Raw genomic sequence first — 22,044 nt, forward strand, 5'->3', positions numbered from 1 at the left:
GCCCGACCGGTCCCGGTACGTTCAGAAGCTGAGCACGCCTTCCGGCACAGGGTCCGAATAGAGCCACTCCACAGTTTCCTTGCGCCGCCGAATGGCAAGCGACTGATTGATCGATCCCTTGTCCGACACCTCCCCCGCAGCCATGTCCGGCGGATCCGTCAGGAAAGCAAAGCGGCAGACTTTCTCGCTGGATCCCTTGGCCGAGGCATTGTGGCGGCTGATGGCGGCAGCGAGGTCTTCCGGTGACGCCTTCAGGCCTTCCGCACTTGGCCAGGCAAGAATGCCGATCCGGTCATATCCCTCGCCGCAAACAAGCGCGTCGGCCACGTAGGGAGCCAGATCCCTGACGAAGTTTGCGCGCAGCGAACCACCCGTCACCCAGGTGCCGGTGCTCAGCTTGAAGTCCTCGGACAGGCGGCCACCAAACAGCAGGCCCTTTGTCAGATCATCCGGATCCGCAAGTTCGGCAGCGTCTCCGATGCTGTAAAATCCTTTCTCATCGAATGACTTGGCTGCGGCATCCGGCTGGCGCAGATATCCCTGCATCACACAAGGCCCCTTCATGCGCAACTCGTACCGGTCACCCATCGGCACGAGCTTCAGGGTCACGCCCGAGAGCGGCAACCCTATGCCCACCCGGTCGGTTTCAAAATAGATGAACATGCAGCCGGAAGTGGTCTCTGTTGCGCCGTATCCTGAAGAAATCAAAATTCGATTCCCGGTTGCCGCGATGGCCAGCGCCTGCAACCGGTCATGAATCGGCTGTGGCAGCCCCGCGCCGCCGAAGACCAGCACCTGCATGTTCGCAAAGAAATGATCCCGCAGGGCTTCGTCCTGCTCCATCGCCTCCACCAGCATGGCATAGCCGACGGGAACGCTGGTAAATGTGGTCAGTTCCAGATCTCGGATGTTCCGCAGTGTCGCTTCGAAACGCCCCGGCATGGGGCGCCCTTCGTCCACATGATAGGATCCCCCTACCAAAGCCGCGGCGATTGAGACGTACAGTCCGGATACATGGCTCCAGGGCAGCCATTCAAGGATCGTCCTGTCCCACGTCCCGGTGTCCTTCATGGCCCACCAGCTTTGTGAGACACAGACCATCATCATCTCATGGGTCTGGATCACGGCCTTTGGCATGCCGGTCGACCCGGATGTCAGCATGTAGGCCGCATGGGTCTCAGGCCGAATGGTGTCGATTGCGGCATCGACCGCATCTGTCACCGGCGTGGTGCAGATGTCTTCGAAGGCGGCAGCCACACCTTCGCTGTCCGATGCCTTGCGGGAAACGATCCTGGCGTCCGGCAAGCAGACCCGCGCCGCCTCCAAATGCACACTCCCTTCGGCGAACACGAAACCGGGGCGCACGATTCCGGCAGCGTGCCGCAAGCGCGCATAATCATTGCTCGCCCCCAAGAGCGCATAATTTTCACTGACCGGCGCAATCGGGATCCCCGCGAATAGGGCAGCGAATCGCATCGTGGCGTGCGCGATGGAGTTTCCAGACACGATCATCAGCGGTGTGTCCGTTGTCGCGCCTGCATCCAGAAGCCATTGTGCGCAGCCCCGCACATCGCGGACAAACTCGGCATAGGATTTCCGGAGCCACACTCCGTTTGCATCGCGTTCGGCCATGGCGACCCGGTCCGGCCATGTCGCCGCCGCCTGCATCAGGCCCGCCGGAACATTCGGAGCGATCAGTTCCAGTTCGGCCCGCGTGGACACGAGCAGGCTGCCATCGTCGCGCCGCTCCACATCCAGGTCGACCTTGGGGAAAGGCACTTTTCGAAAGGCCGGACTGGCTGGTTTACTCGTGGTCAACATGGGTCCTCCGCTTGAATCTCACTACTGAGTATGTTTTTACAATTGACTATAACAGGACGGTCTGATCCAATCAAAGTCAACAGGGAACAGACGCCGCTCCTGCAATGGCGTCGGAAATCGCCAAGACAGCCAACGCCCATGAGCGTGACGCTGGCGAGATGAGAAAGGAAACGCAATGAAGGTTGAAGGCTGCACGGCCCTGGTCACCGGCGGAAATCGCGGCATCGGGCAAGGCTTTGTCGAAGAGCTTGTCGATGCCGGCGCCCGCAAGGTCTATGTCGGATCACGCAATCCCGACGATATTCCGGACACCTATGCCGACTATGGTGACAAGATCGAAGTGCTTCAGCTGGACATCAGCAATCCGGACCAGGTGGCCGCTGCAGCTGCGAAGGCTCAGGACGTTACCCTGCTGGTGAACAATGCCGGCGTGTTCAACATGACTACGCTGATGACGGCACCAACCATGGACGACATGCGATCCGAAATGGAGGTGAACTTCTTCGGCACAATGTCGATGTGCCGGGCGTTCGCGCCAATCATCGAGCAGAATGGCGGGGGCGCGATCGTGAACGTTCTCTCTGCCGGCGGCATTGTCGCGGTTCCGAACATGGGCGGATACAGTCCGTCAAAGTTTGCGATGCGGGCGGCGTCCGACTGCATGCGCGCAGAGCTCCGCCATCGGAATATTCATGTGGCAGCCCTGATCGTGGGATCGGTCAAGACACGCATGGCCGCTCACATCAAGAACATGAAGCAGGCCCTGCCCCGCGATATCGGCAAGGCAGGCATCTTCGCCGTGGAAAACAACATCAACGAACATGATACCGATCCGCACGCCGTATCGGTTCGCGCCTTCCTGGCCCGGGACCCTCATGGCCTGGCCGAATCCATGGCGCAGCGCGTCGCCCAATAGACCCCAGACCGGAATCCTCCCATGACAATTCTTTACAAGAACGAGATCGATTTCAGAATTCCGCCGAACGAGCATCCCTATCTCAATGGCGCCTGGACCCCGTGCCGCGAGGAAGTGGACGCAGTTGACATGGAAGTCATCGGAGAGATTCCGAAGGATATTTCCGGCATCTATGTCCGCAATACCGAAAACCCTGTCCATGAAGCCATCGGGATCTACCATCCTTTCGACGGGGACGGCATGGTTCACGCCATGTCCTTCCACAATGGGCAGGCGAAATACTCCAACCGGTTCGTTCGGACCAAAGGCCTGCAGGCAGAGACCGAGGCCGGGCATGCCCTTTGGGCCGGTATCGCTGCCAACCCTGCAAAATCCGAACGCGAAGGCTGGGGCGCCCGAGGCCGCATGAAGGATGCCTCCTCGACGGATGTCGTGGTTCATGGCGGCAACATCCTGTCCACCTTCTACATGTGTGGTGAAGGATACATCCTCGACCCGGAAACACTGGACACCACCGGCACCGCTCACTGGGTGCCGAAGGAAGGCATATCGGCTCACCCGAAAGTCGACCTTGCCACCGGAGACCTGCTCTTCTTCAATTATGGCAAGGAAGCACCGTACATGCATTATGGCGTGGTCGGAGCAGACCAGACGCTAAAGCACTACATTCCCATCGAACTGCCGGGCGCGCGCCTGCCGCACGACATGGCCTTCACGAAGAATTACTCGATCCTGGTCGACCTGCCGCTGTTCTGGGAGCCGAACCTGCTGAAGCAGGGCATTCACGCCAACCAGTATTATCCGGACATGCCGACCCGGTTCGCGATTGTGCCACGTTTCGGCAATCCGAGCGAAATCCGGTGGTTTGAAGCCGCGCCGACCTATGTGCTGCACTGGATGAACGCCTGGGAAGAAGGCAATGAGATCGTCCTCGACGGCTATTTCCAGGATGACCCTGACCCGGCCCCGCTCGATGTGCCCGGCCTGGACAAGAAATTCGGCAAGATCCTCGCCAATATCGACGAGCATTCGTTCAAGCCGAAACTGCACCGCTGGCGGTTCAATCTCGACACCGGGAAGACAACGGAGGAACGCCTCGACGACCGGATCCTGGAATTCGGCTCCTTCAACCAGCACTATGCCGGCATCAAGTCACGCTATCTCTATTCGACGACCACAAAACCTGGCTGGTTCCTGTTCAATGGCCTCGTCAAGCACGACATGGAGACCGGAGATTCCGATTCCTACATGCTGGAAGATGGCCGCTATGCCAGCGAGTCGCCCTTTGTCCCGCGCATCAATGCAAAATCCGAGGATGACGGGTATCTCGTCTCCTTCATCATCGACACCGTGAATGACCGGTCGGAATGCATTCTCGTAGATGCGCAGAAGGTTTCAGCCGGCCCGGTCTGCCGCATCATCCTGCCGCACCGCATCTCGAGCGGAACGCATGCGACCTGGGCAAACCGGGATGAACTGGTCACGGTATAAGGCACGATACAAGGAAGCAGCCTCGCGCTGACGCACACTAGAGGAAACGACCCCATGACGGCACCAGTCTACATTCTCGGCGGAACGCAGAGCGATTTCTCTCTGAACTGGACCCGCGACAACAAGAGCCTGTTCGACCTGTTCTCCGACACCGTTCTGAGCGCGCTGGACAAGACAGGCCTCGAGCCAAAGGATGTCGAAGTCGGCCATGTCGGCAATTTCGTCGCCGAGCTTTTCACGGGGCAAGGCATGCTGGGCGGCTATTTCGGCCATGTCCATCCGGACTTTTCGGGCATGCCGGCCTCCCGTCATGAAGGCGCCTGCGCCTCTGGCTCGCTCGCCATTCTGGCAGCGATGGCAGATATCCAGAGCGGGCGCTACGACCTTGCCTGCGTTGCCGGTATTGAGCTGATGCGGAACGTGCATGGTGATCAGGCCGCCAAGAATCTGGGCGCGGCAGCCTGGGTTGGGCGCGAGGCACAGGGCCGGAAATATCTCTGGCCCGCCATGTTCTCCGATCTCTGCGATGAATATGAGCGCCGCTACGGCCTGAACTATGATCACCTGATGGGCATTTCGAAAATCAATTTCGAGAATGGCCGTCGCAACCCGAACTCGCAGGCCCGGAACTGGAAGTTCACGGACAAGAGTTTCACGGCAGATGACGACGCCAATCCCGTGATCGATGGCTGGATGCGCCGCCAGGATTGCGGACAGGTCACCGATGGCGCCGCCGTCATATTCCTCGCTTCGGAAGCGCGCGCCCGGCAGTACGCCAGGGAACGCGACATCGATATCGAGCAGCTTGCTGTCATCCGTGGCTGGGGGCACACGACCGCGCCGCTGATGATGGACACCAAGCTGGAAGAAAGCCGCGACCAGGACTATGTGCTGCCCTGGACGCGCAAGGCCATTACGGACGCCTATGCCCGCGCCGGCATATCCGGCGTGGAGGAGGTCGATGCGATCGAAACGCATGATTGTTTCTCGATCACGGAATACATGGCCATCGAGCATTTCGGGATCACGGCCCCGGGCGAAGCCTGGAAAGCCATCGAGGATGGTCGCATCGCCATGGACGGCTCCATTCCGGTCAATCCGTCGGGCGGCCTGATCGGTCTTGGTCACCCGGTCGGGGCGACCGGCGTCCGCATGATGCTGGATTCCTATCGTCAGGTGACGGATCAGGCAGGCGACACCCAGGTCGAAGGCGCACGTACCATGGCGACCTTCAATGTCGGCGGATCCGGCACGACCAATTGCTCCTTCGTGATCGGAACGGCCGAATAGGCCCACCCGCCCGACATTCATCTGGAAAGAAAGGTGGCCGCGATGGTACGTCCCGCGTCAGAGGCTCTTGCCGGCATCAAGGACAGGCTCGCGATCCCCGCGATCTCCGCGCCCATGTTCCTGGTATCGGGTCCGGAACTGGTGAAAGCGACCTGCCGCAATGGCGTGATCGGGGCGTTCCCCTTCCCCAATGCGCGGACAATTGCGACACTGGATGCCTGGCTGGATGACCTCGGCCGCACACTGGGCGCCGACAGTCAGGCCGTGCCCTATGCGGTGAACCTCACCACCCATCGCTCCTATGACCGGCTGGCCGACGAGATCGACCTGATCCGGAACCACAAGCCGAAAATCGTGATCACGGCGCTGGGCGGACCCGATCCGGTGCTCGATGTGGTGCAGGAATATGGCGGGCGGGTGATCGCGGATGTGAACAGCCTCGACCATGCCCGCAAGGCGGCAGAGAAAGGCGTCGACGGCATGGCGCTCGTCTCGGCCGGGGCCGGCGGCCATACGGGCGCGATGGCCGGGTTCGCCTTCGTGCCGGCCGTACGGGAATTCTTTGACGGAATCGTGATCCTTGCCGGGTCCATCGGCACGGGCCGGGCCGTGCGCGCGGCAGAAGTGCTCGGCGCAGACCTCAGCTATATCGGCACCAGCTTCATCGCCGCAGAGGAAAGCCTCGCCACGCCGGAATACCGGGACATGCTCGTGGCAGCGACATACAATGATCTGGTGCTGAGCAATTCCCTGACGGGCGCCTATGCCAACTACCTGCGCCAGAGCCTGGACAAGATGGGCGTGGACTATGGCGGCCCGGCCAAGGCCGGATCCATGGACCTGTCAAATTCGGACAGCAAGATCAAGGCCTGGCGGGACGTATGGTCCGCCGGTCATGGTGTCGGCAGCGTGCGGCGGATCGAGCCCGCCGCCGACATCATTGCCCGTTTCAAGCGGGAGTATGACGCGGCCTCGAACCTGTAGACCGCGCCTGCACCTGGCTAGTTCGTATAGGACCAGTAATCATCCTCATACGTGTACTTGTCATAGGTGATCGTGTAGTGCTTGTGGCAGCCGCTCGGCGATGCGGGAATCCAGTCGCTCTCCTTGCGACGGGTGAAGCTGCCTCCATGCAGAACGTAGGGAGTCTTGAACTTCAGGTACTTCCCGGTGTCCTCATTCTTCAGCCAGACATACACGGACGGAGCGGTGTGCCCCCAATCATAATCATAGGAGGCCGTGCTGTTGTTGGCGACATCGGAGTGCGCACAGGTAACCAGTTCAGTCTTGTGAAATATTCCACCACAGCCCAGCGCCTTCCAGACGACGGTGATATTCTGGCCAGATGTGTTGTTGACCTTCACTGTGTAGCAGGCCCATGCGGGCGATGCAGCAAGACACAGGGCCGCGGCGACGATGATACTACGCATAGCAAATTCTCCTTGAGGTTAGTCACAATTTATCGTCGGTCGAAATTTCCTTCGGACCCCGCCAGGGACTGAAATCGCCTTCGGTGAACTTCAACCGGCATATCTTCGGCAGAAGCTCGCCATTCACTCCAGCTTGCGACGTCATGAAACGACCCCCAGCCCAGCCTGTATTCGAGATATTCGTCATTTCTGGTTCCAGTGCTCTTCCCTGAAAGAAATGTAGTAGTCCTTCTTCGAGCAATTCTTCGGAGAGGAGGAAGCAGCTTCGGAATGTTTGAACTTGCTGCCATGGTGGGTGAACACCCAATCCGCATACGTCTTTCCGTGATACGGCTTGTCATGGTCGCGCACCGTGACGGTTGGCCCGAGCTTGGACCAACCGAAGCTGTAGGACACACTTTGCCCTGGATCTGCCGAAGTTGAATGGCACACGCGGGTCTTGCCGGTGGTCATTCCTGCACATCCCCACGCGGTCCAGATCACCTCCACCTTGTGATTGGACTCATTGTTCAAATGCACCCGATAGCAGGCGTGCGCCGCAGGGCCGAAGGCGACCAGCAAGACAATAAAGGCCAATCCGCCCCTGACAAATCTCGCATGACGACCGGTCAACACCAACCTGCCCCTTCCCGGAGTACCGGACCACCCAGCCCGCTTCTTCTGACCAAGCAAGCCAGCGAGAAAAGCCGCGTCCTCACGACGTCAGCATCGCACAACATCCTCCGTATAACGAGAATGTCAGACTCGCCCTTGATTCATCTGCTGATTATGGTCGAAAGCGGCTTAACCAAAACTTGAATTCTGGCCCCGACCCTTTCATGGGCGTCTCACGCGCTGGCAGCGATACAAGTCGTGCCGACATACGGCCCCATCCTGCGCCGAAACGATTGCCCCCATGGGACTTACCACTGAAGAATGTCAGAAGCGGAACGTGACCCCGGCAAAGAAACGAGGTCCCGTTGCTTCGAAATAGGTGAAACGGTCCTTGATATCCGCGTACTCGTACACATCGGTGTCGGTGACGTTCAATGCCTCGAAGGTCAGAGTTACGTGATCCGATATGTCGTAACTTGCGAACAGGTCGAGATATGCCTCTTCATCCCGGAACACCTGATCGTTTCCTCTGTCGATCGGCCTGATGAGAAAGGCATCACGCCAATTATATGCCGCCCGGAGGGAGACCCCGTCGCGCTCATAATATCCGACGATGTTGTAGGAATGCTTCGATTGCTGGAGCAATGGGAGATAGCGCTCCACTCCGCCCTGCATCAACACGCCTTCGGAATCCAGATAAGTGTAGTTCGCGAGCACGCCCAGACCATCGAAAGGCTCTGGAAGAAATGTAAACGGCTGCTGGTACCCAAGCTCAATGCCATCCACCGTGACACCGAGACCATTCCTGAATGTGGTCACACTGTACATCTCCCCGGGGGCACCTTGCGGAGGCACAGCCGGATCGAGGTCTGCAAGCGTAGCCATGGTATCCAGGGGCGCGACAAACGAGTCTGCTTCCTTGCGGAACGCTGCCAGAAACAAAAGCGCATCCTTTGCGAAATACCATTCCAGCGACGCGTCGATCTGGGTTGCGGTGAAAGGCCCCAATTCCGGGTTACCCAGCCGTATGCGCCGCTCTCTCGGCTGAACCAGCCAATATGGCGACACATCATCCGGGTCAGGACGCGTAAGCACCTTCGCGGCTGACAGCCGCAGGAGCAGTTCATCCGTTAACTGAAACTCGACATTGGCCGACGGCAGCACATCCGAATAGTTCTGCGAATACTGCACAGTATTCCCTTCCGTCCCCAGAAACTGGAACCCCGTCGATTCCTGTTCCGTGTGAACGGCTCGCACGCCAGCATTCCCACTGAATGGAATGCCAAACACGTCCGAATCCAGGTCCACGCGGATGTAGGCCGCGGATGTCTTTTCGCGGACGGCATAAGTGTTCCCGAAGTCCTGCTGTCCCTGCATCAACCCTCCCGGAAGATTGGCAAGGGTGAGTTCAAGGTCCGGTACGAGCCACGAGTCGGGAAATCCTGCTGGCGCGTCGAGATCAACGGCGAAGTCACTGACAAGCGGTCTGGCGATCGATGCCACGTCCACGCGGCCCCTATAGGCCTCCGTCGCCAGCAAGCTCCCCGACGATGTATGTTCACGATCTTCGAAACGCGCCCCCAAGCTTACCGCAGACCACAAAGGACCCGCAATCGGTCGCGATACGTCCAAGTGCACGGAATACCCGTCATTGTGAATCTTGGCAGGTGTGTTGACAACTCTCCCGAATCGATAGGCATCCGGATCAAGCAGGTCGAACCCGTAATCCATCTCTGGAAAGATGGATGGATCTGTAAAATCCAGCAGGATCCGTCCCTCGTTCGCAAGCGTGAATTCGACATCACGGACTTCGTCATCAACCGCTCTGGAGAAGCTTGCCAGCGCCGTCGCAGTCCACTGGCCGACCTGGTGTTTGCCTTCGAGAGAAGCCTGGAAGAATTCCTGCTCGTTCACAGTCTGTCGCGCCAGGCTGGAAGTGCGCACGTCCCGGACTTCGCCTGTTGCGATCGCACCGCCCTCATCTACCGTCAGTGCCACGAAGTTGTAGTCGCGCCCGATCGGCCAGGCATTCAACGAAATTCTGTCTCTTTCCCGGTCATACTCTCCATAGAGCATATCAAGATTCACTTCGGTCAGCGCAGAAGGCCGATACTGAAGACTGCCAGACATGCCTAGTCGCTGACGTTCATATGTATCCGAGATTGGGACGGGTATGCGGGGATAAGCAACGTTCAGATAGTCTGCCGTTCCGTCCCGGTTAACGTCAAAATTTCTGGATTGCCACCCAATCGCGCGGATGCCGTCAGACCGTTCCGAGCTCTCGGAGTAGGACATGGCGAACAACACGCCGAAGGTGTCGCCAAACGTGTTGCTGATGGCAAAGTGAGTGCGTGGGTCCTGCGCATTGGCACGCGGCGTCCAGACCGATTGAACGCCGCCGGTCAGGCGAAATCCGTCATGGTCAAAGGGGCGGGCCGTTCTCAGATTTATCGAGCCCGCGATGCCATTCTCGACCCGGTCAGCAGACGCGGTTTTGATGATCGTGGCCTGACTGAACAACTCGGATGCGAAGACGTCGAAATCGAATTCCCGTCCGGTGTTTGCTGAAGGGGCAGCAACACCGTTTACGGTGACGCTTACATATTCTGGCCCCAGCCCCCTCAGGATGACCTGCTGGCCTTCCCCGGCCACTCGCGTAATCGTCACCCCGGGAACGCGTTGCAATCCCTCCGCGATGTTCTGATCCGGAAACTTGCCCAAATCCTGAGAGGAGATGACATCCGAAATGACATCGGCTTGCCGCTTGCTTTGAAGGGCATCTCCCAAGGCTCCACGGATACCGGTTACCTGAACCTTATCCACGATCCATGGTGCAGTCTCCTGCGCTTCAGCTCGAGGGCGGTCCGATTTATTGTGGTCTGTTCGGGAGACGAAGACGGAGCCGGGCGACTTGTCGGGTACGCTTTCTGGTTCGGTAACGACCAGATGACCATTTCCGTCCCGACGCACAGTGAGGCCTGTGCCCTCGAGCAGGATCTGCAAGGCATCCCGCACCGTATATGTGCCGCTGAAAGGCTCAATGTCCCTACCGTCCGTCAGGCGTGACGCCGCAAAAATCGGCACGCCCGTCTCTCGTGACAATTCGACGATCGCCGCGCTCAACGACGTGCTCTCGATCGAGATAGCCTGTGACGTTCTCAGGGAATCTTGCGCAACGGCGTGCGGTGCCGAGGCAACAATCCCCCCGATGAAAACGGTTACACAAACACGTCTTGAAAGCCGGGCGCGCAAGCTTGCACGGCCACCCCGTTCTTCTTCGTCTGACACGGCAAATCCCCTAAATCTGCCACGAATTCAGCAAAAGTCCGCGCGCCCTCTCCCAACAAGGCTCACAAGCCCCCCAACTCCGACCAACAGGATCGGGTGACGACAGTCTCTCAATGAAATCGATACGTTCCTCAATCGCGCAAAGAGTGGCCTGCTTGAACGATCAGGACAAGCCCCTACTCGTTTGACGTGGGGATAATCTCGTACCCTGTGGTTGACCGGATGACTTGAACCGGCAGGGTTGCCTCCAGTCCGGTCAATAGCGCATCGGTCTGCCCGGAAGGCACACTGAAGCTCACCCGCAACTCGTGGAGAGCCGGATCAGACAGGGTAATCTTGCGCGTCCGATAGCGATTGATCTCCGAAATCACGTCGATCAGGCGCGCATCGACATAAGCCAACTGCCCCTCCCGCCAAGACAGGGCATCCGTATCAAATGCCACCGGTTCCGATATCTCACCGGTGTGCGAGGCACTTACCTGCATGGATTTTTCCAGCCGAACGGCCGGACCGCTGTCAACGTCCTCGCCCGCGCGCACGTCCACCTGTCCCCGTGCTACAGAGATCAGGATGTCGTCGGGACGGTGCAGGACGTCAAACGCTGTTCCCACGACGCGAACCCTGGCAGTATGCGCAGCGACTTCGAAGGGGCGCGCCTCATCATGGGTCACATCGAAATAGGCACGTCCGCGATCCAAGGTCACATTGCGAGCCTTCCGGGTAAACCGCCCGCTCAGCGTGCTGGCCCCGCCCAGCGTGACCTCGGACCCGTCAGCGAGCTGGACGGTGCGGCTTTGCCCGACAGACGTCGTATAGTGGAATTCCGTCGCGGCGGGTGGCTGCAGGGTCCAGATTCCGACAAGCCCGGCAAACACGAAGCTGGCCGCAATCGCGGCGCCAGTTACCCAGCGCCGGACCGGCCGCAGAACGTGAATTTCCGCGCCGCGACGCGTATCTGCCTGGTTTTCCGCTTCAAGGCCATCAAGTTCTGCCTGCATCGCCGGAAGCGCCACGCCGCCCCAGACGTCGGCCATCTTCCGGAAGGCGGCCTTGTGGTCCGGCGACTGCGCCAACCACGCCTCCAGCTGAGCGAAATCCGCATCGGTCGCGAGGCCGGAATTCAGATAGGCGATCCATTCCGCTGCAATCTCCGCAGGTGGCAGGGAGCCATCCGCTACCGGGGGAGCGAGCATGTCGATGTCATCGGTCATCGGGATCCACCTCCCTCATCCTCATTCACTTCAGCCAGCACGAGCAGCGCAGCTTTCATGTCCGATGCAATCGTCCCGAGACTCCACCCCTTGTCGGCCTTGATCTGGGTATATGTCTGTCCGAGCAGCCGGCTGCGCACCACGATCTCCTTCTGTCGCGCGGTCAGCTTTTCAAAGAGCTTATTGAGGCGCGCAACATCTTCCTTCGCTTCATAGACGCGCAGGGGTGTAATATTTTCAGTTCCATTTGCAGATTCTGCCATTTCCGCGTCAAGAAATGCTCTTGCACGAACATTCGACCGAATGGCCGATACCGCCAAGTTCGACGCAATCGTGAACAGAAACGCACGATGGTTCTGAATGTCTTCCACGGAATCAAGGCTTGAAAACTTCGTGAAAGCCGCCTGCGCAATGTCTTCGGGCTCCGGAGGACCTTCACCGAACCGGCGGCGCAACCAGGCGACCAGCGACACCGAGTGGTCCCGGTAGAGCCGGTCCAGCAGTGTCCCCGCAAGAGGCCGCTGTGAATTCCGCCGGGAATCGCCCGGCCCCAGTTCGGACACGCCGACACCCGCTCCTGATTTCGCCACGCTTCCGGTTCATCGCCTCACGGCTCCGGAAAGTTGTCGGACCGACCACCCATGCCCCACACGGCCATCATCACCGATCATACATAAAACTATAGGCGAGGATTCGAAGTCGCGTCCACTGCATCCTGTCGAGATTCTTTCGATTACCCGAGATTGCAAAATGACCGGACACTCACTGATTGTGAGCGCGATCACCGCAGCCCATCCCACCGACGGCGCGGACCGGATGCGTCGCGTAAAAAATATCCCGCACCCCTGCCTGTATCGAACAGACGGGGTGCGGGACGAGAAGAGCTGGTTCTGTTCTAGAACTTTGCTGTCAGGCTGACCGAGAAGCTCTGGCCGCGATCATAAGTGTTGAACTCAGTCCGGCCGAGCTCGCCCTCATTCAGCTGGAATTCCTCGTGCGCCTCATCCAGCAGGTTGCGCCCGCTGAGGCCCAGGGTGAACTCACGGCCGCTGACCAGGAAGTCGCGGTTATAGACGAGGTCAAGCTGCATGCCCGGATCCTCGATAATGTCCGGCAGGGCAGATCCCGGCTGGTCGATGCCGCGCTGAAGAATGCGCTCGTCGACCCAGCCGAACAGCAGGGTCAGCTGCTCGACATCCGATTCCCAGCCCAGTTGGACGTTGAGGATGTTCTCAGGCGTGCCCTGCAGGTCGGACCCATCAAGACCGAAGAAGCTGGCATCCCGCAGCGTGCGCGAGATCGGGTCGAACACCTGGTCGCCTTCATCCGCCTGAACTTCGGAAGACGTGTAGGTGTAGTTGATCGAGAACCGGCCATCGCGGTCATTGAAGAAGGCAGTGTCGAGCGGAATGTCGAACAGAGTGCGATATTCGAATTCGCCCCCGAACAGCTCGGCCTTCGGCGAGTTGATGAAAGTGGACTCGAACACGAAGGTCGAGGTGGAGAACTGCACTTCCTCGATCGGGTTTTCGAGTTCCTTGTAGAAGCCGGCCAGCGTGATGAATTCGTTCGGGTCCAGATAGTATTCAAGGCGCGCATCATAATTGGTCAGTTCGGTGTCGACGAGGCCATTATTGCCCCGATAGGAGCGCTCGCTTTCCGGATCGAAATAGTTCGACAGGGCCAGTTCGCGGAACTGCGGCCGTGCAATGGTCTGCGAATAACCCAGGCGAAGCTGGAGGTCTTCCGCGAAGTTCCAGGTGAAGGTCAGCGACGGCAGGAGATAGTCATTCTCGAGATTGACGGCGCCGGCGCCCTCATTCCCGAACCGGTCAAAGGTGCGAACCTTCTGTTCGGCTTCCTCATAGCGCAGACCGGCAGTGGTCTGGATGAAGTCGGTCCATTCGATGTCGCCTTCAACATAGGCGGCATACACGTCCAGCTGCCCTTCATAGGAATCGTTCGGGGTGGTGACCTCCTGAAGCACGAAGCGGGCCGGATCGATATTGTCCGGGCTGAACAGGAAATCCGGACGCTGGATCTGGATGTCTTCCGAGATCGAGTTGCCGCCGGCAAACCGGAACGCATAGAAATTGTACTCGCGATCCGTGGACGACACGTCGAAGCCGGCAGACAGCACGGCTTCGCGCGTATCATTCAGTTCGAACGTGTATTCCGCGTCTCCTCCGAAGCCGGCAATGTCGTCGGTCAGGTCGGAAAAGCGGATGTCGTAGCTGTTGGCCACAAGATAGGCCGGCACGCCATCATCATTGATGAAACGGCGCAGCGAACGCTCATAGGGCGCATCGCGGGTCGACTGTGCGAGCGAGCCACGCCAGGACAGGACAAGCTGGTCGAACTCGTGTTCGCCGCGCAGCTGACCGAAGAGCAGGCCGCGCTCATACCAGCCGGTCGACTCGTCGAAGATTTCGCCCGAGCTGCCCTGGGCGTTGAAGTCCGTACCGGTATCGATCTGGGCTTCCTTGGACGTGTCGTGGACATAGAAGACCGTCGCTTGGACTTCATGTCCGGAATACCAGTTGATGGTCGCCGAGCCGAGCGCGTTGACCGTGGCCTCATAGGTGGTTTCGAACGTGCGCAGGTCATTTCCCAGCACGTTGCCCTGCACAAACTGGCGCGTGGCGTTCTTTGTCGACCAGCCGGAGTCGAAGCCGGCAATGCCGATGATTCCGACATCGAAATCCTTGCCTTCGACAATCCGGCCGAATTCCACAGAACCATTATAGTTCGGCGCAAGGTCTTCTTCCTGGATCACGCTGAGCGGCGTGTTCACAAGGCTCTCGCCAACCGCTTCGATGGCGTCGTCATCCAGGCTGTTGAGGCTCTGGTCGAGGCTGAGCACCAGGCCGAGCGGCTGCGGAAGGTCACGCAGCCCGTCATCATAGCCGGTGGCATCCGTGTCGGACCCGCGCACGAAAATGCCGCGGTCGAACGTCGTGACCGTGTTGGCGCTGGCGCCGATCTTCAGATTGAAGAAATTCTCGCTGGGCTGGCGCAGCGTGCGCAGGTCGATGATGCCGCCCCCGAACTCGCCCGGATAATTCACGGAGAACGTCTTCTGCACCGTAGCGCCATCAAGGGCGTTGGACGGAAAAAGGTCCAGCGGCACGGTCCGGCGCAGCGGCTCCGGGCTCGGCAATGGTGACCCGTTGAGCAGCGCGGCGGAATACCGGTCACCGAGGCCGCGGACATAGGCAAAACGGTCGGACACGATGCTGAGGCCCGACAGGCGGGTCAGCGCCAAAGCAGCGTTGGAGTCGCCCTGGCGCGCGAGATCCTCCGGCGCGAGGAAGGAGGCAACCTGTGAGGTTTCGCGCTGCGGAGCCGGAATGTACTCGCCGCGCACAACAACCGTTTCAAGCTCACGAGCCTCTTCGGCAGTTTCCTGCTCGACAGAGGCGTCCTGTGCGATCGCGGGAAGTGAAGTGGCCAGGGCGATTGCTGTCCCGAGCAGCAAGGTCCCTCTTAGCAATTGGTGTCTCATGAGACTGTCCTTGTGAATTTCTACCCAATCGTTCGCCGCTGAAGCGCCCCTCGAACCGTCGGGAAATCAAAGCTGAAATAGGTGCCGGGTGCGGACGACCCTCATCGCCCGCACCCGGCCTGTTGCAGCGACTAGCAGGCGTCGCCGGCTTCCAGTCCGCAGGACCAGCCCTGCCACCAGGTGTCGGAGCTGTCCTTGACGGCGCCGACATAGTCCACCGGATCGAGATCGGAGGAGATCGTCGTCACATCGAACGGCGTGACAGCGGATTCTGCCGAACCGTTGACGAAGGTGGAGGACAGCGTCGATGCGGTCGTCGTGGAGTTGTTGGTACCGCCGGAGACCGCGGCTTCGGCAGTGGCCGTGTCGGAATTCGACGTGGTCAGGCCAAGGTCGCAGTCGAACAGGATCGAGTCGAAGGACGGATCTGCCGCAGCCGTGTATCCGGCCGTGCCGTCACCCGCACTGTCTTCCCAGCGCATGCACTCCTTGCCGTAGTTCACAACACCGTTGACGTAGTGACCGACCGTGCCCGTGTTCAGGCGGAAGGCATTGGTGCGGTTCCCCACAAAGGTGAAGTTGGAGATCTTGGCATCGGACAGCGGCGTCACGCCATTGCCGGCGCTGGACGCTTCCACAATGTTGTCGCCGCCATCTTCACGCTGAACCACAATGGCGTACTGGATCGAGCCGCTATAGCCATTGTCGGTGTCGATGGAGTCGTCATCGTTTCCGGTCAGGACCAGGTACTTCACATTGACGCTGCCGCCGAAGAACTCGACGCCGTCATCCGCATTGTTGTGCACCTGGATGTACTCGACTTCGGTGCCGGACCCGACACCTGCGAAGGTGATGCCGTTCAGCTCGTTGCCCTGCGTGTTGATCGCAAAGCCGGCGTGGCGGACTTGGGTGTAGCGGATTGCGCCGCTGTCATCGTCGGACACGTCACCGCCATAAACGGCTTCCGGATTGGTGACGCCTTCAACGATGTTTTCACAATCGACCGTACCCGGCGTCGCCGCGTCACGGCACCGATTGATCGGCGCGCGGCCGAGGATGACCACACCGCCCCACTCGCCAATGGCGTTGTCCGGATCGATCTGGCTGTCCGTGAGGTCGGCTTCAGATGTCATGATGACCGGGTTTTCGGCCGTACCGTTGGAGAAGATCTGCGAACCGCGGTTCACGACGATATAGTCTTCGCCTTCGTCACCGAACAGCGTCACGCCCGATTCAATGGTCAGGGAAGCCGGATCGCCAGCAGCGTCCGTACCGTCTGCGCCAACATCAACGCCCACATCGATGCGGCCAACGATTTCGTAGATGTTGCCCCGGCTGAGGCGCACATTCTCGGTGATCGTGCCGGACAGCTGACAGACATTCTGACCGTCGAGATCGAAGCCGCTATCGGTCGTGCCGACCGGGCATTCCGGATCCGGGAACACGGCGAAGGACCAGCCAGCCGCCCAGTTCTCCGTCACCGACTCATCGGGACCGAAGGCTCCGATATAGGTAACCGGCTCGAAGAAGCTCGACAGAGATGTCGGGTCGAACGGCGTGACGGCCAGTTCGTTCGGTCCCGGAAAGAATTGCGATGCCAGCGAGTCGGACACGTCCGTGGAGTTGTTGGTGCCGGCTGCCACAGAGGCCTCTGCCGTGGCGGTTTCGGAATTGGCAGTGGTCAGGCCGAGATCACAGTCGAACAGGACCGAATCGAAGGCCGGGTCGGCTCCGGCGGTGAAGCCGGCCGTACCGTCACCTGCACTGTCCTGCCAGCGCATGCATTCCTTGCCGTAATTCACGACACCATTCACATAGCGGCCCACCGTACCCGTGTTCAGGCGGAAGGCGTTCGTGCGGTTTCCGACGAAGGTGAAGTTCGAGATGTACGCATTGGACAGCGGCGTCACGCCATTGCCGGCGCTGGACGCTTCCACAATGTTGTCACCGCCATTCTCGCGCTGAGTGACGAGGGCGTACTGGATGGAACCCTGGTAGCCATTGTCGGTGTCGATGGAGTCATCATCATTGCCGGTCAGGACCAGGTGGCGGACATTGACGTTGCCGCCGAAGAATTCCACGCCATCATCGGAATTGTTGTGGACCTGCACATAGTCAACGGTCGTGCCATTGCCCACGCCGGCGAAGGTGATGCCGTTCAGTTCATTGCCCTGCGTGTTGATCGCAAAGCCAGCGAAGCGAACCTGCAGGTAGCGCAGGATGCCGCTATTGTCGTTGGCGTCGGCGCCACCATAGACGGCTTCCGGATTGGTCACACCTTCAACGATGTTCTCACAGTCTGCCGTGCCGGGGGTTGCAGCATCGCGGCAGCGGTTGATCGGCGCCTGGCCGAGAATCACAAGGCCGCCCCATTCGGAGATATTGTCGCCGCCATCATCATTCGACGGGTCCGTGTCGGCCTGACGCTCGAGGTCGTCGGCGCTGGTCATGACGATCGGCGCGGCCAGTTCGCCGTCAGCAACAATCTGGGAACCACGGTTCACAACAAGATAGTCGGAGCCTGATTCACCAAAGATCGTGACACCCGGCTCGATCGTCAGCGTGACGGACTGCCCGCCTGCGAGATTGCCGTCTGCACCCGTGTCGGAGCCGATGTCGACGCGGCCATCCAGACGATAGGCCAGACCGTCAATCGCTTCGAGGGTGACATTGGCGAGATACGTGCCGGAGACATTACAGGTCGTCAGACCAGCAACAGCGGTTCCTTCGGTGAAGCTGGCCGGGCATTCAGCGGACCCCGATCCGCCGCCGCCATTGCCGCCACCGCTTCCGCCACCCGGAGGGGTGGTTGGCGTGGTCGTCCCCGGCGATGCAATGTCGCCTCCCTGTGAACACGCAGCGAGGGCAAGCGCCAGGGCGCTCGCGGCAAGTTTCAATCTCATAATCCAACCCCTTAATTGGTGTGCAAAACGCGTAGATCGCAAATCCTGCAATCGGGGCCGCCTCTAGACCTGAATTGTAACACGCGAATGACACACCAAATCCGGGCCCCGGCCGACAGGCTCGCCGGTCCTGACGAATTGGTCAGTGCAGTCAGACGATCAGACAGGGCAACATGCAAATACCCCTACCCCAAATCGCATGCCGCCAGGACTTAAACCGCATACGTCCCTTTTAAAGGCGCTCGGAAAAATCCTGATTTATCTTTGAAAACATTGATGGTTTTTGCGGCGAAGCCGAAACCCGAACTCGGATTTGACTGTATCCCCCGGGGAACCAGAGCAGGCTTGCCCGCTGAATGGAAATGAGGCGCCAACTCCTTGCAACGCAGGCCTGTTCGGAAGCAAAGGTTTATATTCCGTTGGATGACGAATAAACTTCACACAAGTGACACGCTACAGGCCGGATAAATCACATTATTCATCCATGATCATGTATCTGCAATTTCGCCCGCGAATCCTGAAGCCGCGTCGATGGCCGGAATCGAGTCGCTCATGTGCGCTTGATATCACACCGCACCGGACTCTGCCGAGGGCCGGCTTCGATACACAAACCGGAGGAATGCGAGGAAGGGTCCGGACTACAGAAGCTTGTCGAGATCACTCTGGGTGAACGTCACCGTATAGTGCTTCCCGCAATAGGGGACCGTTTCAGGATGCGTGTCCATCTGCCTGAACTTGTGATCGTGATAAAGATACTCAACGGTTTCGTACTTCCCGGAATCCGATTTCACGAGAACATTCAAATATGGAAGCGTTGTTCCCCAGGAATATATGAGGCGTGCGCCGCTTCCGGCTGCCACACTCTTGTGGCCACACACGAGATTGAAGGAGTAATCCGTCTTTGAGTAAACTTTGGCGCATCCCAGCGCAGCCCAGATGACCTCAACCGTCCGGTTTGACTCATTGCTCAATGCCACTTGGTAACACGCATGCGCGCTTCCTGCCGCGCCGCCCCAGGCAACCAGGCCGATGCCAACCACCTTCCAGAATCTCATTGGGATGAATCCTCTTCGAAATCAGCTTGGGTGAACGTCACGGAATAGTGCCTGTGACAGCTTGAGGGAGTTCCCGGAATGGAGGTGTCATTGTACTGGAACCCACCATGCCGATAGATGGACCTCCGCGCCTGCCGGAAACCTCCGTAGTCTGTATTGACGTTAAACGTCAGCCACACGGTGAGCGCGGTCGTGCCCCATTTGTAGTCATAGGTTCTCTCACTGCCAGGCGACAATTCATGATGGGTACACAACTCGTAGAGGTAGGGCATCTGCTTGTCGTAGGCGCCGGCACAGCCCAGCGCCCCCCAGAACGCCGTAACGCTGACGCGCGATTCATTCTTGACTTTGACGCTGACACACGCGGACGCTACCGATGCCTGCGACAACAATACTGCTACAAACAGAACCCATGAGACCTTGGTCAGCCTGAACATGCAGATACTCCAATCCCTATTTCACTGATTAACAAGACCCCGCACGGAATGTGCTCGAACACTTGCATCCCTGCCGGCACAGATGATCGCGCTTCACCGTCTTCAAGTCACAACCGCAAGTCGCGGACAGTTTGAAAATTGCCCGCCCACAACCAGCGTGAGCGGGCAACAAGTATCCAGACGGAATTGCTATTCAGCCCGACTGTTCTCCGCCGATTACTTCGTCGGCTTCTCGTGATCTTTCTTCTTGAATTCCGGGCAAGATCCGTCTTCAGACTTTTCCAGACCGATGCGCCACTTGCCATCCACTTCTCCGGCTGCGGCACCATAGGTACCTGCCTCGACACCGCGGAACATCCGCGGCTTCACATGAGAGACGCCGACGAAAAGCGGATGATGCGGCACAGTCAGTTTCGCCTTGAACGATTCTCCGGCCTTGATTTCCTCCGGTATCAGCGTTCCGGACAGGGGGTCGGACGGCTGGAGCAGCGCGATGTCCAGAGAGACCTTGCCGCAGTTTTTCACTTCAATGCTTCCATAATCCTCAGCCGAGGCCGGAGCAGAAAAGCCAAGGGCGACCGTCGCAGCCAGAGCAGCGACACCGAGTTTCAGTTTGTTTGACATTCCAGATTTCCTTTTCCAACAATGTTCGTGAAAGGCTCAACCGAACGGCCTAACGAACCGTTCATTTTCTTTCATCAATTCGATTCTCGCGGCAGACCAATTCGGTGGTATGCGGACCTTGTGAGACATCGAGGCACGCCTGGCGGCCCGGCGTCTTGGAATACGTCGGAATTGCTTCCAGGGAAGCCGTGCGAGACGTGAGACACCAGTGAAAGCCTTTGTCGGCCTTTCCTTTCCGGTCGAGTAGCAGGAACGGAGGTCTGGCATGCCGGATACACGGCCTGCCGACAATTCAGGCCGCCCTGGCATAACCCGCTATCGCTCTATAGACGCCTCGGCGATGGTCGCTGATCGAGGCTGAAGGACCGGCTCCATTGCTTGAGCCGGAACAAGCCTGAATGGCCGCCTCATCGCTCTCGGGAAGTAGCGCACCCACAAGAACGCCTTCACCGGCCTCCCCGCCTCTAAGCCGCACCCGTCTGCGGCGCACGATGCCAGCGACATTTTTGCATTTGACATCCCGCGCCCGCTTAAATGATATATCTTTTATGAATGATAGCGCTCGGGAGGGATGAGATGCTCGATTTTCTGGCAATGCACGAACTGGCGATCCTCAGATGGTTGCACATTGTCGCCATGGTCTACTGGCTCGGCGGGGAATGGGGCGTGTTCCAGACGTCCTACAAGGTGGTGAACCCAGCCCTGTCCCTGGAGGAGCGCGGCCGTCACATGGACACCGCCTATCGCATCGACATCATGGCGCGGACCGGGATCATCTCGCTGCTGCCGCTCGGATTGCATATGGGCCATCTCTGGGGCTTGCAGCCGCTCGGCGGGATGTGGCTGGTTGCCATGTGGATTGTCTGGGCGGTGTGGATGGCCGTCACCTGGGGGGCTTTTGCCAATCGCGGCACCCGTCTGGGAGAAACCCTGTCCCTGATCGAGGACTGGTCCCGCTACATCCTGATCCCCACGCTCATCATCGTCTCGATTTCATCCCTTCTGGGCCATGGCCCTTTTGAAGCCGGCGAGGGGCAACGCTGGTATTCGGCAAAACTGCTGACGTTCGGGCTCCTGTTGATCATCGGGGTGATCCTCAGGCTGATCATGCATGAATGGCGGCACCTGTTCCCGATTCTCGCCCAGGGCCCCAATACCGAAGTCGAGGAAAAGCTGAAGCGCTCGATCCGGCTGGGACGCGGTGTGGCCTATCTCTACTGGTTCGGCATTCTGATGACCGCATTCTTTGGCGCGGTGAAGCCGTTCTAGGGTCCGGCACGAAGCGGGAGCTGTGCGCGCACTGGCGAGACGCCGTGAGATCACAGCCCCCCTGCAGCTGGGCCCGCCTGAAACGATCTGAACACCGTTGAGACCAGATGAACAGCGCCGTCCGGCCCGGACCGCGCTGTTCCATTTATTCCGGATGGTTCTGAAGGGCGGTGCATTTGTACGCACATGGTGCGGCATGCGCTTGTCGCG

The 22,044-nt window shown here is 59.2% G+C and carries 16 protein-coding genes; 5 read left to right on the forward strand and 11 right to left on the reverse strand.

Annotation, left to right across the window (positions count from 1 at the left end; genetic code table 11):
• Nucleotides 1-21: 21 nt before the first annotated feature.
• Entirely contained in the window at nucleotides 22-1,821 is a 1,800-nt protein-coding gene (locus HF955_RS17410; protein WP_291076890.1) for an AMP-binding protein, read from the reverse strand.
• Nucleotides 1,822-1,996: 175 nt separating this feature from the next.
• On the opposite strand from HF955_RS17410, the gene HF955_RS17415 reads away from it, so the two are divergent.
• Genes HF955_RS17415 through HF955_RS17430 form a run of 4 tightly spaced genes read left to right on the forward strand, consistent with a single transcriptional unit; the run spans nucleotide 1,997 to nucleotide 6,502 of the window.
• Nucleotides 1,997-2,737 carry an SDR family oxidoreductase gene (locus HF955_RS17415; RefSeq protein ID WP_291076891.1) on the forward strand — a complete coding sequence of 247 codons (741 nt, stop codon included), beginning with the start codon at nucleotides 1,997-1,999 and terminating at the stop codon, nucleotides 2,735-2,737.
• Between the two features lie 21 nt (nucleotides 2,738-2,758).
• Entirely contained in the window at nucleotides 2,759-4,228 is a 1,470-nt protein-coding gene (locus tag HF955_RS17420) for a carotenoid oxygenase family protein (RefSeq protein WP_291076892.1), read from the forward strand.
• A 54-nt stretch (nucleotides 4,229-4,282) separates the two neighbouring features.
• Nucleotides 4,283-5,518 (forward strand): acetyl-CoA acetyltransferase, encoded by a 1,236-nt coding sequence (locus HF955_RS17425; protein WP_291076893.1) that lies wholly within the window; start codon nucleotides 4,283-4,285, stop codon nucleotides 5,516-5,518.
• 42 nt (nucleotides 5,519-5,560) lie between these two features.
• Nucleotides 5,561-6,502, forward strand: coding sequence for a nitronate monooxygenase family protein (locus HF955_RS17430; protein WP_291076894.1), 942 nt, complete (start codon nucleotides 5,561-5,563; stop codon nucleotides 6,500-6,502).
• Between the two features lie 17 nt (nucleotides 6,503-6,519).
• On the opposite strand, the gene HF955_RS17435 is transcribed toward HF955_RS17430, so the two are convergent.
• The 10 genes from HF955_RS17435 to HF955_RS17480 all read right to left on the reverse strand — a co-directional run bounded on the left by HF955_RS17435 (nucleotide 6,520) and on the right by HF955_RS17480 (nucleotide 20,565).
• Nucleotides 6,520-6,948, reverse strand: a complete 429-nt coding sequence (locus HF955_RS17435) for a hypothetical protein (protein ID WP_291076895.1) — start codon at nucleotides 6,946-6,948, stop codon at nucleotides 6,520-6,522.
• Nucleotides 6,949-7,131: 183 nt separating this feature from the next.
• Nucleotides 7,132-7,563: a hypothetical protein gene (locus HF955_RS17440; protein WP_291076896.1), complete on the reverse strand. Its 432-nt coding sequence runs from the start codon at nucleotides 7,561-7,563 to the stop codon at nucleotides 7,132-7,134.
• 303 nt (nucleotides 7,564-7,866) lie between these two features.
• On the reverse strand, nucleotides 7,867-10,830 hold the full coding sequence (locus HF955_RS17445) for a TonB-dependent receptor (protein WP_291076897.1): 2,964 nt from the start codon (nucleotides 10,828-10,830) through the stop codon (nucleotides 7,867-7,869).
• 176 nt (nucleotides 10,831-11,006) lie between these two features.
• Complete coding sequence (locus HF955_RS17450; RefSeq protein ID WP_291076898.1) at nucleotides 11,007-12,041, reverse strand: FecR domain-containing protein; 1,035 nt, start codon at nucleotides 12,039-12,041, stop codon at nucleotides 11,007-11,009.
• Nucleotides 12,038-12,631: an RNA polymerase sigma factor gene (locus HF955_RS17455; RefSeq protein ID WP_367279744.1), complete on the reverse strand. Its 594-nt coding sequence runs from the start codon at nucleotides 12,629-12,631 to the stop codon at nucleotides 12,038-12,040. The genes HF955_RS17450 and HF955_RS17455 overlap by 4 nt, the downstream gene beginning before the upstream one ends.
• A 305-nt stretch (nucleotides 12,632-12,936) precedes the next feature.
• Nucleotides 12,937-15,546: a TonB-dependent receptor gene (locus HF955_RS17460; RefSeq protein ID WP_291076899.1), complete on the reverse strand. Its 2,610-nt coding sequence runs from the start codon at nucleotides 15,544-15,546 to the stop codon at nucleotides 12,937-12,939.
• A gap of 131 nt (nucleotides 15,547-15,677) precedes the next feature.
• Nucleotides 15,678-18,449, reverse strand: a complete 2,772-nt coding sequence (locus HF955_RS17465; RefSeq protein ID WP_291076900.1) for a hypothetical protein — start codon at nucleotides 18,447-18,449, stop codon at nucleotides 15,678-15,680.
• A 638-nt stretch (nucleotides 18,450-19,087) separates the two neighbouring features.
• On the reverse strand, nucleotides 19,088-19,504 hold the full coding sequence (locus HF955_RS17470; RefSeq protein ID WP_291076901.1) for a hypothetical protein: 417 nt from the start codon (nucleotides 19,502-19,504) through the stop codon (nucleotides 19,088-19,090).
• A complete protein-coding gene (locus HF955_RS17475) occupies nucleotides 19,501-19,941 on the reverse strand; it encodes a hypothetical protein (RefSeq protein WP_291076902.1) in 441 nt (146 codons plus the stop codon). The genes HF955_RS17470 and HF955_RS17475 overlap by 4 nt, the downstream gene beginning before the upstream one ends.
• Nucleotides 19,942-20,157: 216 nt before the next feature.
• Nucleotides 20,158-20,565 carry a hypothetical protein gene (locus HF955_RS17480; protein WP_291076903.1) on the reverse strand — a complete coding sequence of 136 codons (408 nt, stop codon included), beginning with the start codon at nucleotides 20,563-20,565 and terminating at the stop codon, nucleotides 20,158-20,160.
• A 576-nt stretch (nucleotides 20,566-21,141) separates the two neighbouring features.
• On the opposite strand from HF955_RS17480, the gene HF955_RS17485 reads away from it, so the two are divergent.
• Nucleotides 21,142-21,834 carry a hypothetical protein gene (locus HF955_RS17485; RefSeq protein WP_291076904.1) on the forward strand — a complete coding sequence of 231 codons (693 nt, stop codon included), beginning with the start codon at nucleotides 21,142-21,144 and terminating at the stop codon, nucleotides 21,832-21,834.
• The last annotated feature ends 210 nt before the right edge of the window (nucleotides 21,835-22,044 follow it).

The organism is Hyphomonas sp., from assembly GCF_017792385.1.
Classification (GTDB): Bacteria; Pseudomonadota; Alphaproteobacteria; order Caulobacterales; family Hyphomonadaceae; genus Hyphomonas.

Coding starts and splice junctions, on each gene's coding strand:
- HF955_RS17485 (WP_291076904.1), top strand. CDS start 21,142: ATGCTCGATTTTCTGGCAATGCACGAACTGGCGATCCTCAGATGGTTG.
- HF955_RS17475 (WP_291076902.1), bottom strand. CDS start 19,941: ATGTTCAGGCTGACCAAGGTCTCATGGGTTCTGTTTGTAGCAGTATTG.
- HF955_RS17465 (WP_291076900.1), bottom strand. CDS start 18,449: ATGAGATTGAAACTTGCCGCGAGCGCCCTGGCGCTTGCCCTCGCTGCG.
- HF955_RS17410 (WP_291076890.1), bottom strand. CDS start 1,821: ATGTTGACCACGAGTAAACCAGCCAGTCCGGCCTTTCGAAAAGTGCCT.
- HF955_RS17480 (WP_291076903.1), bottom strand. CDS start 20,565: ATGTCAAACAAACTGAAACTCGGTGTCGCTGCTCTGGCTGCGACGGTC.
- HF955_RS17420 (WP_291076892.1), top strand. CDS start 2,759: ATGACAATTCTTTACAAGAACGAGATCGATTTCAGAATTCCGCCGAAC.
- HF955_RS17450 (WP_291076898.1), bottom strand. CDS start 12,041: ATGACCGATGACATCGACATGCTCGCTCCCCCGGTAGCGGATGGCTCC.
- HF955_RS17435 (WP_291076895.1), bottom strand. CDS start 6,948: ATGCGTAGTATCATCGTCGCCGCGGCCCTGTGTCTTGCTGCATCGCCC.
- HF955_RS17470 (WP_291076901.1), bottom strand. CDS start 19,504: ATGAGATTCTGGAAGGTGGTTGGCATCGGCCTGGTTGCCTGGGGCGGC.
- HF955_RS17460 (WP_291076899.1), bottom strand. CDS start 15,546: ATGAGACACCAATTGCTAAGAGGGACCTTGCTGCTCGGGACAGCAATC.
- HF955_RS17425 (WP_291076893.1), top strand. CDS start 4,283: ATGACGGCACCAGTCTACATTCTCGGCGGAACGCAGAGCGATTTCTCT.
- HF955_RS17415 (WP_291076891.1), top strand. CDS start 1,997: ATGAAGGTTGAAGGCTGCACGGCCCTGGTCACCGGCGGAAATCGCGGC.
- HF955_RS17430 (WP_291076894.1), top strand. CDS start 5,561: ATGGTACGTCCCGCGTCAGAGGCTCTTGCCGGCATCAAGGACAGGCTC.